The organism is Dactylosporangium sp. NPDC051541, from assembly GCF_044454505.1.
GTDB lineage: Bacteria > Actinomycetota > Actinomycetes > Mycobacteriales > Micromonosporaceae > Dactylosporangium.
The window spans coordinates 285,260-295,019 of sequence record NZ_JBITDU010000008.1; the positions used below are offsets into that span (position 1 = coordinate 285,260).

Consider the following 9,760-nt stretch of genomic DNA (forward strand, 5'->3'; position numbering starts at 1 on the left):
GTGTCCTAACAGGTGACGGCGGGGTAAGGAGCCTTGATCTCGCTGGTACCGGCCGGGCCGGTGACGGTCACGGTGGCCGAACCGGCCGCGACCGTGGCGGTGCGGGCGTTGAACGACTGATAGGCGGACCGCCCCGGGGCGACGCCGGTCGCCGTGCGCGCCCCGAACGGCGTCGACAGCGCGATCGTGAGCGGCTCGTCGTCGGCGTTGCGGGCGTTGACGGAGGCAAAGGCGGTACCCCCGAAGCATTGGGTCTTGGCTTGGACCTCGACCTGGTATTGCGGCGCCGCCCCGTTGTCGAAGACCTCCCACTCCTGCACGCCCGGGGCGCCCTTGCCCTCCTCGGCGCCGCTCGCGGTGAGCAGGGCGCGCAGGCTCGTCGTCGTGACGGGCGCGAACGTGACGGTGTTCCAGTCGGTCGCCTGTGTGCCGTACGCGCTGGGCTGCTCGACGTCGGCCCAGACGCCGGCGGCCGTGCGGTACTGCAGCTTCCAGGCGCTCGGCGGGGCCACCCCGAAACCGTCGCCGTCGATGTCCTGGGTGAACCAGACGCGGCTTCGACCGACGGTGACCGCGGTCGGCCAGTCGAGCTGGACCCACTGCTCGCCGACCTGGGGCCAGGTGTTCCAGACGTCCTCGTTCGGCCCGATGGGGCCGGTCGGCAGGACACCGTCGTTGATGTTGTCGGCCGTGACCCAGCCCGGGGTGTACGACGCGGAGGCGGTCGCGGTCAGGGCCACGTTCTCAGGCTCGGCGGCGTTTGCTTCGGCCCGCGCTCCGGCGTGGGCCGTCGCCGGGATCAGGACAGTGAGCAGCAGGCCGGCTGTCGCGGCCGCCGCGCGGAGGCTTCTCACGAACTGGCACCTTTCGAAGGGGTGGCGAATTCGTTGTGCTGCAGGTCGGCCCGCGCGACCTGATCCCCGTTGCGGGCGAGCACCTGGACTTGGGCCTCCTCGGAGAGGACCCAGGCGATGAAGTTCCAGGCCTGGTCGGCGTGCTTGGCGTCGCGGGAGATGCCGATGTCGTCGCTTTGTTGCTGGCCGTCGCTTTGTTGTTCGCCGTCGCTCGTCGTGAGCACGAACGGCAGTGCGTGCTGCGCGCCGCCTTTCGTCCCGGCCTGGACCGCCGGCTGATTGAGCTGCGCGGCGAACGGCAGCCGGGCCACTCGCGCCGTCAGGTCCTGGTAGAGCCCGCGCCCGGTCCAGCCCGGCACGTCGGCGACGCTCCCGGCGAGCAGGTCGGGCAGGGCCCCGGCGGTGGCGGCGGCGTCGGCGCGGGCGGGAAGGTCGGGCAGAAGGGTGAGCTCGACCTGGTTGGTGTGGGTCGCGTTGTAGGCGTCGACGAGCAGCGTGGCCTGGACTTCGAGCTGCGCCCGGGCCCAGAGCACGAGCCGCCCACCACCGTCGGCCCCGTCGACCGGCACCGGCGTCGGCGCGGGCGAGCCCTTCCCGGAGCACCCCCCGAGGAGCACGATCAATGTGAGCGCTACCAACTTCGCCCGACCGCCGCGCACCACCACTCCTCTCGAAAACCTTTTCGGGAATGGTGGCAACACGTTACGGCCGTGTCAACGGTCTATTTCCGCCGTTCGAAAGCGTGAGCCAACCGTGACCCGCCCCGCCGCCACGGCCGCGATCTCGAAACCTTTTCGGCACGCCGCCCTGACGTGCGCCGGAAGCGCTCCCAAGCCTGTCCCGCCAAGCGACAACCACGAATGCCACAGCTCCCGGCCCGCCAACCACTCCGTCGGCCTGACGTATCCGACTTTTCGCCCGACGGGCGATTCACCGCTTCGGCGCATTTTGGAGCAAGCGCTGGCTTTCGACCCCTCCACCCACAACCACAACCGGCGTCACGGGGCGGGGTTGTGGTGGGTACCTCAGAGGTTGGGGGTGCTCTGTACCAGCGCGTGCTTGGGCCGGCTGCGCGTCGCCAGCGCTGCGGCGGCCGTGGCGGTGGCGGTTGCGGCGGCAGCGCTGGTGGCGGCATCGGTGGTGGCTGGAGTGGCGCTGGTGAAGGTCGGGTCTTCCTGCGGCCGGCCGAAGAGGTAGCCCTGGAAGTAGCGGTAGCCCATGCGAGCCAATGCCTCCGCCTGCTCCGGCGACTCCACGCCCTCCGCGATCGCGATCAGGCCCAAGTGCGCGGAGACGTCGATCAAAGCGGTGGCGATGACTGAGTGGCCGCCGCCGGCCAGGTCGTCCACGAAGGACTTGTCGACCTTCAGGACGTCGACGGGGGCGGTGCGCAGGAGGCCCAGTGAGGAGTGGCCGGTACCGAAGTCGTCCAAGGCGATGCGCACGCCCAGGGACTTGATCGCGCGCAGGGCTGACAGGGCGGTCGAGCTGTCGAAGACCGCGGTTTCGGTCACCTCGACGGTGAGGTTGGCGGCGGGGAGGGCGGACTGTGTCAGTACCGACGCCAGAAAATCCGGGAAGTCCGGCTCTGACAGCTGCCGGGCCGACACGTTCACCGACACGTAGCCGGGGGCGTCGGGGCCCAGTTCGGACCGCCACGCCTGCATCCGGGCCGCCGCTGTGCACAGGATCCACGCGCCCAGCTCGACGATCAGGCCGTTGTGCTCGGCGACGGGGATGAACTCGGCCGGGGACACCAGGCCGCGCTGCGGATGGCGCCAGCGGACCAGCGCCTCCACCGCGGCCGTGCGGCCCTCAGGCAGTGCGACGATCGGCTGGTACACCAGGAAGAACTGTCCCTCGTCCAAAGCCGTGCGCAGCTCGGCGCCCAGCTGGGCGTGCCCGGTCGCCCGCTCGTCGAGGGCCGGGTCGAAGCGCAGGTGGCGGCCGCCGGTCTCCTTCGCCGCGTACATCGCGACGTCGGCCCGGCGCAGCGGCTCGAACGGATCGTCCGTCGAAGCGTCGTCGGCGACACCGATGCTGGCCCGCATGAGGAGGCGGTGCGGGCCGGCCTCCAGCGGACGGTCGAGGGAGGCGACGATGCCGGCCACGATCCGATCCGCGACCACGGACGAGGTGCCGGGCAGGTAGACGGCGAACTCGTCGCCGCCCAGCCGGGCCACGGTGTCACCGGGTCTGGCCAAGCTGGTCAGCCGCTGGGCAACGGCGGTGAGCAGGCGGTCGCCGACGCCGTGGCCGAGGCGGTCGTTGACAGCTTTGAAGTCGTCGAGGTCGATGAGCGCGATGTGCGACCCGGAGCCGAGGCCCGCGCGGATGCACGCCTCCAGGGCGCGGCGGTTGGCGAGGCCGGTGAGCTCGTCGCGCATGGCGAGGGTGCGCACCTGGTGCACGAGGCCGGCCATGCGCAGCACCGACAGCAGGAACAGCACGGCCGCGCAGAGCCCCACGGCCAGCCACTCGATGTGCCGGGGGTCGCGGAAACCTTCGATCACCAGGACCGCCGGGGCCAGCAGCGACGAACCCGCGAACAGGACCAGCCGCAGACCGCCGGCGGCCACGGTGCCGTCCCGCGCGGCCGCCGCCCGGCCCCGGACCGACGGGTGCAGCGCGGCCGCGGCCCAGAAGACGTAGGACAGCATCCAGCCGGCGTCGAAGGCCCCGCCCTGATACTCGGTGTACGAGGTGACGACCGAATACGCGATGTCGGCCGCCAGCAGCAGCCCGAGCGCGACCACCAGCAGGCGGGTGCTCGCGTCCCGGGCCGAACCGGAGCCGAGGAGCCGGGCCACGAGGGCCAGCAGGAGGACGTCCGCGGCCGGGTACGCCATCGCGATCACCCGCGTCCCGACCGTCGACGAACTGTCGTTGGCGATCGGCTGCATCACGAACGTCCACAGCACGAGCCCGGTGCCGGTGGCGAAGATGAGCGCGTCGACCGCCGCGGGCCAGCCCGGACCGCGGGAGCGGCGCCGGCCGAGCATGAACAGGGCGCCGAACAGGAAGGTGTACGCGCTGAGGTAGAACACGTCCGCGAGTGACGGGAACGGCTCGGTGTGCCGCACGTGCTCGTAGTACGTGTAGATCCAGTCACCGGCCGACCACACCCCGGTGCCGGCCGCGCTCAGCCGCCAGGCGACGCGGCGGGTCCGGTCGGTGTCGCGGGCGCCGGCGAGCATGACGAACGCGGCGACGGTACCGATGCTGTTGTACACACAGGCCTGGGCAACGGACCCGGCGGGCAGCAGGAAGTAGCCCCCGACCGCCGCCACTCCGGCGAGGAGCCACCACAACCACTGCTTCGGCCGCACCTGGCCTCTATCGGCAGCGGCGGGGCCCGGCTGAGTGTGATCGCTACCATTCCCGCATGGCCCTGCTGCATCGCGCGACGATCACCCCCGGCAAGCTCGACCTGCTGGCCGCCTGGCTGCCGTCCCAGCCGTGGTACACCGGCCCCGCCGAGCCCACCCTCGAGCGGGTCGGCGCCTGCCGGTTCGACGACCCCGACGGGCAGGTCGGCCTGGAGACACTGCTGGTCCGCGCGACCGCCGACGGCCCCGTCTACCTGGCGCCCCTCACGTACCGTGACGCTCCCCTCCCCAGCGCCACCCTGGTCGGAACCACCGAGCATTCGGTGCTCGGCCAACGGTGGGTCTACGACGCGGAGACCGACCCCGTCTACATCGCCGCCCTGACCACGGTGATCCTCACGGGCGGGACGGAGGCGCCCGAGGAGATCACGGACGAACACGGCACACGGGCCCCACGGACACCGCTGATGTCGGTCCACGGGACCGGTTCCAATGCCGCGGGGGTACTCCCTGAGGCCGATCGGGCCGTGGAGCTGATCCGAGTGCTCGACGGCTCCACCCCGCCCGACGGTCCCGCGCTGGTCTCGGATTTCGGCGTGCTGGCGGTTGTCCGCAGCGCGTAAAACTCTCGCGTCGGTAGTTCTCCGGTTCGAGTCATTTAAAAAGTCCCGAAACCCGGTACATTCCGAACATGACCGTCGATCGGGCGACACCGGCCACGTCGGCGGAGACCTGGTCGGCCGGCGCCGGCTTCCGGGCGGTGGCACCGGCCGCGCTGGCCCGGGCCGTGCTGCTGGGCCGGGGCGCGGCCACGCTCACCGCGGCCGGCACCGCGCTGCGCCTCGTCCCCGACGCGCGCTCGCTCATGCTGGCCGCGGCCGTGGCGGTGCTCACGAGCGCGGCGGGCCTGGCGGTGCTGGCCCGCAACCCGTACGTGGTCCGCCACCCGGTCCCGGTCCTGGCGATCGACGGCCTGCTGACCGTGGCGATCCTGGCCCTCGACCCGGGCATCGCGTACTTCTGCGCGGCCGCCGGCGCGTCGGCCCTGGCCGGTGTCGTGATCGGCCTGCGCGCCCTGCCGCTGGCCGCCGCCCACGCCGCCCTCGGCTACCGGGTCGCGGCCCAGGTCCTGGCCACCGGCCCCGACCACGCCGAGTTCGTCCTGGCCTTCCCGATCGCGTGCATCCTGGCCGCGACCGGCGCCGCCGTGGCCACCGCCGCCCTGCGCCGCCACGTCGAACTCTCCGTCGCCGTGGTCGCCTCGGCCCAGCGCGCCGCGGCCGCCGACGAACGGGCCCGCCTGGCCCGCGAACTGCACGACTCGGTGGCGAAGACCCTCCGCGGCGTCTCGTTCGCCGCCCTGGCCCTGCCGCAGAGTCTCCGCCGCCACCCGGACCTGGCCGAACGCCTGGCCGACACCGTCTCGACGGGCGCCGCCGCGGCCGCCCGGGAGGCCCGGGACCTGCTGGACGGCCTGCGCTCGGACGAACCGACCCGCCCCTTCCAGTCCGTACTGGCCGACCTGTGCGAGTCCTGGCAGGAGGACACCGGCATCGAGGTCGTCCTGCACCTGACCCCGGCCGACCCGCCGCTGCCGGTCCGCTACGAACTGTGCCGCATCCTCCAGGAGGCCCTGCGCAACATCGCCCGCCACGCCGCCGCCACGTCGGTCACGGTCCGTCTGTCGGTCGTGTCCGCCCGCCTGACCCTGACGGTGACCGACAACGGCCGCGGCTTCCCGGTCCCGCCGAGCCTGGTGACCCTGCGCACCGAACACCGCTACGGCATCCTGGGCATGTCCGAGCGGGCCAGACTCTCCGGCGGCGCTCTGCGCGTCGTTTCCAACCCCGGCGGCGGTACCTCAGTGGAAGCCGCCATCCCCGCATGATCACGGTCCTGGTGGTAGACGACAACCCGATCGTCCGCACCGCGCTGCGCGACTACCTCGACGCGGCCGACGACGTCACGGTGGTCGCCGAGGCCGCCGACGGCCTGGAGGCCCTGTCCGAGGCCCGCCGCACCGGCCCGACGGTCACCTTGCTGGACCACCGGATGCCGATAGCCGACGGCCTGTCAGTCCTGCCGGACCTGGCCCGCCTGACCTCGATCCTGGTCCTGACCAGCGACCCCGACCCCACCTTGATAGCCGACATGCTCCACGGCGGCGCGCGGGGCTACCTGGTCCACGGCACCTTCACCCCCGACGACCTGCACCGGGCGGTGACCGCGGTAGCCTCCGGCCAGGGCTGGCTCTCCCCGGCCGCCGCCGCGGTCGCCACCGCGACGATGCGCTCCCGCCCCGCCCTCCGCCCCCGCCCCAGATACGGCCTGACCCGCCGCGAACAGGACGTCCTGGACCTCCTGACCGAGGGCCTCACCAACGCCGCGATAGCCCACCGCCTCCTGCTGACCGAGAAGACGGTGAAGAACCACCTGCACCGCGCGTACGCCAAACTCCGGGTCGCCAACCGCACCGAAGCCCTGCTCCGCTGGACCGGCCGCAGTTGACCCCCTCCCCCGACCCCCGCAGCAACCCGCTCCTCCGTCGCCGCCTGGGTTGGGCCGCCCTGGCCGTCGGCGTGGCGGCCACCGTGGCGATCGTCCCGCCCCTCGTCCTGCCCTCATCACCACCGGCGGCAGCCCCCTCGCCCCCGTTGACGCCCCCGATCGCCTCGTCCCCGGCTCTCTCGCCGGCCGCGTCCACCCCTCCAGCGACCGCGTCCACTCCCCCGTCGGCCGCGGCCCAGTCGGCGATCGGACGGCCCGCACAATCTTCCCCGCCGGGCGCGAACCCCACCACCGCCGCGCCCACCACCGCCGCGCCCACCACCGCCGGGCCGGCGTTCAACCCCATCAGCCTGCACGCGGCGGACGCGGCCAACCTGCGCAAGGGAGCCCGGGTCATCGAGTGCGGCACCTGCGACGGCGGCAGCCGCGTCGGCTACATCGGTGGTCCGAACACACTGGCCATCCGCGTGCCCGAGGTACCCGTCGCCGGCGAGCGCACCCTGGTCATCGTGTATGAGACCGAGGTTCTCCGCACCCTCAAGGTGGCCGTGGCCGATGGGCCCGTGCACACCATGACGCTCGCCGGCGCCGGTGACTACCTCATCCCCGCCCGCACCTCCCTCACCGTGCATCTTCCGGCCGGTACCACATGGATCCGGTTCTTCAATGACTCCGGCGATGCGCCCGACATCAACCGGATCGAACTGCGCTGACCGCGTCCTGCCCCGTCACTTACCTCATCGGAACGAACCCCCGATTCGGTTCATGATCGCCGCGGCGAATTCAGTCGTGATCGCCGCGGCGAATTCCAGGAGAGCGTCGGGCCCGGAGCCGGCCCCTAGAACGCCCCGGCCGTGTTGCACTTGGCCTTCTGGACGATGCAGTTCTTCACCCGGTGGCCCTGGGCCGCGTTGTCCCACGCCAGGAACGCGTCGCCGTGGAAGGACGACGCCATGCCCGACGAGAGCGTGAAGCCGTCGGCCGAGCCGCTGGCCGGGTAGGCCAGGACGAACGAGATCGACGGGATCTTCACCGGGTACGCGCCGCTGCACGTGCCCGTGTAGGAGTACGCCACGTGGGACTTGTGGTCCGGGCTGTCCAGGTGCGTGCCGTCCCAGCAGTCCTGGAAGACCAGCTGGAACAGCAGCGACGCGGTCGGCGCGCACAGCGGCCAGTTGCCGTCCGCGCTCCGCCCGATCTCGCCGCCGGGGCCGGCGCAGTAGAACTGGTTGACGGAGCCGGCCGGGGTCGGCTGCTGCAGTTTCGCGTCGCCGGCGATCATCCGGAACCCCTGCGGGAACGGCACCGTGCCGGCCGGGTCGGCCAGCCGCGAGCCGTAGTACACGACGACGGCCTTCGGCTCGACCGCGACGCCGTGGTCGTACAGGGTCGGCACCCAGTACGCCGACAGGTCCGGCGCCGGCGCGCACGACGTCCCCGCGTTGGCGAGCAGGGTGTCACCGGTCGAGTTGGCGTTGGTGCTGTGGTTGCCGAGGAAGCTGTGCATGTGCGACGCGCCCGGCAGGCCGGGGAAGACGATCGGGTCGTCCTTGAACGAGTGGCTGTAGGTGCACGAGGCGTTGAACTCGGAGACCCGGACGGCGTTGGCGGGCGCCGGGTCCATGGGCATGGCGTTGAACTCGGCCAGCTGGGCGTTCCATCGCGCGGCGTCGACGTTGACCCATCCGGCGGCGGGGGTACTGCTGCCAGAAGGCGTAGCCGTCGCCCCGTTCGTGAACGAGAACCAGTTGATGTTGACGAAGTCACGGCCGCCCGTAGTGTTGCGCAGGACCGCGAACACGGTCTGCGCGCCGGCCGGGTGGCTGGCGGCGGTCGCGGTGAGTGTCACCCACGACTGCCATCCGCCGGTCGGGGCGACGGTGATCTGGGCGAGCACCGGCCCGGTGAGCGAGCCGGTGCGCAGCTCGATGCGGCCCGTCCCGCCGGTCCCGGCCGACGCGACCCGGGCGCCGATGCTCAGCGCCCCGGCGGCGCCGAGATCGACGCCGTCGTAGCGCAGCCAGTCCCCTTCGGCGAGGTATCCGACGGCCTGCCCGCCGCCGGTGTCGACGGTGTTCTCGACCTGCGCCCCGGACTGGGCGTTGAATGCCTCCGCCTGCACGGTCACCGCGGTGGCGGCGTCGGCGGTCGTCACCATGGCGGCGGCGACGACCAGGAGGGCAGCCGCCGCAGTCCCGGCTGCGGCGATGAGGCCCCTGACGTTTGGCACGAGGATCTCCCAACTCATAACGACGTGCGCGAACGATGGCGAGGGCGCGCACACCGTACGGCGAGATCGCTGAGCCGAAAGTCCCAGGCGCGGGACCCAATTCCGAGGCCATCCAACCTCTCGCCGCCGGGGCCTCCAGCCCCCGCTCGCCATCCCAGCCCCCCAACCTCGCGCCGCCGCCCCGGCCCGCAACGCCCTCGCCGCCGCCCGACCAACCGACACAAACCTGGGCACCGCCACATGCTCGCCGCCACATGCTCGCCGCCACATGCTCGCCGCCACATGCTCGCCGCCACATGCTCGCCGCCACATGCTCGCCGCCACATGCTCGCCGCCAGACGCGCGACCTCAGCCACACACCGCTGCACGATCACCGCGACGCGCGCGCTTCAGCCGCGCACCTTTCGCCCCGCGCCACCGACCGCCGCAGCCCGAACCGCCGCACGCACGTCACTGCACGACGGCCCGCACGCAAACGCCGACGCCGACGCCGACCACGTGCACAGACCGCCGAACGCTCGCCGCGCCTCACAGACGCAGCGCACTCGAGCCGAGAACCGGCAACCGCACGCTGCGGTCCCGCCTCGCCGCCGCGCGCTCTGGGCAGGTCCGTGTCCAATCACAGCCGGGCGGAGGCCGGTCCGCGCGGACTGGACCGCCTTGCGGAAGCCGGCTCACGCGGGCCGGTCACGCGGGCGCGGGCAGGCGGGGCCGGCCGCGCGGGCGGCGGCAAAGGCGGGCCGGTCGCGCCGGCGGCTGGTCGCGGTGGCGGTGGCAACGCCAGCCCAGCCACGCGGGCGCGGGCAGGCCGGGCCAGCCGCGCGGGCGGCGGCAAAGGC

General features: G+C 72.6%; 8 protein-coding genes. 4 read left to right on the forward strand and 4 right to left on the reverse strand.

The annotated features are described in order from the left end of the window. Window positions 1–5: 5 nt before the first annotated feature. From ACIA8L_RS33105 to ACIA8L_RS33115, 3 genes are all read right to left on the reverse strand, one after another. Window positions 6–854: a hypothetical protein gene (locus ACIA8L_RS33105; protein ID WP_395910566.1), complete on the reverse strand. Its 849-nt coding sequence runs from the start codon at window positions 852–854 to the stop codon at window positions 6–8. Further along, the gene (locus ACIA8L_RS33110) at window positions 851–1,513 is read right to left on the reverse strand and encodes a hypothetical protein (RefSeq protein ID WP_395910568.1); all 663 of its coding nucleotides are present in this window, start codon (window positions 1,511–1,513) and stop codon (window positions 851–853) included. The genes ACIA8L_RS33105 and ACIA8L_RS33110 overlap by 4 nt, the downstream gene beginning before the upstream one ends. Window positions 1,514–1,879: 366 nt before the next feature. Then, on the reverse strand, window positions 1,880–4,183 hold the full coding sequence (locus ACIA8L_RS33115; protein ID WP_395910569.1) for a putative bifunctional diguanylate cyclase/phosphodiesterase: 2,304 nt from the start codon (window positions 4,181–4,183) through the stop codon (window positions 1,880–1,882). A gap of 56 nt (window positions 4,184–4,239) precedes the next feature. Between ACIA8L_RS33115 and ACIA8L_RS33120 the strand changes: the two genes are divergently transcribed. The 4 genes from ACIA8L_RS33120 (at window position 4,240) to ACIA8L_RS33135 (ending at window position 7,404) form a co-directional block, all read left to right on the forward strand. After that, a complete protein-coding gene (locus tag ACIA8L_RS33120; protein WP_395910571.1) occupies window positions 4,240–4,806 on the forward strand; it encodes a hypothetical protein in 567 nt (188 codons plus the stop codon). A 68-nt stretch (window positions 4,807–4,874) separates the two neighbouring features. Then, complete coding sequence (locus tag ACIA8L_RS33125; protein ID WP_395910573.1) at window positions 4,875–6,071, forward strand: sensor histidine kinase; 1,197 nt, start codon at window positions 4,875–4,877, stop codon at window positions 6,069–6,071. Beyond that, on the forward strand, window positions 6,068–6,691 hold the full coding sequence (locus tag ACIA8L_RS33130) for a LuxR C-terminal-related transcriptional regulator (protein WP_395910575.1): 624 nt from the start codon (window positions 6,068–6,070) through the stop codon (window positions 6,689–6,691). The genes ACIA8L_RS33125 and ACIA8L_RS33130 overlap by 4 nt, the downstream gene beginning before the upstream one ends. Beyond that, complete coding sequence (locus ACIA8L_RS33135) at window positions 6,688–7,404, forward strand: hypothetical protein (protein WP_395910577.1); 717 nt, start codon at window positions 6,688–6,690, stop codon at window positions 7,402–7,404. Before ACIA8L_RS33130 ends, ACIA8L_RS33135 begins: the two co-directional genes overlap by 4 nt. Before the next feature lie 125 nt (window positions 7,405–7,529). On the opposite strand, the gene ACIA8L_RS33140 is transcribed toward ACIA8L_RS33135, so the two are convergent. Further along, a complete protein-coding gene (locus tag ACIA8L_RS33140; RefSeq protein ID WP_395910579.1) occupies window positions 7,530–8,921 on the reverse strand; it encodes a DUF1996 domain-containing protein in 1,392 nt (463 codons plus the stop codon). Window positions 8,922–9,760 lie beyond the last annotated feature (839 nt).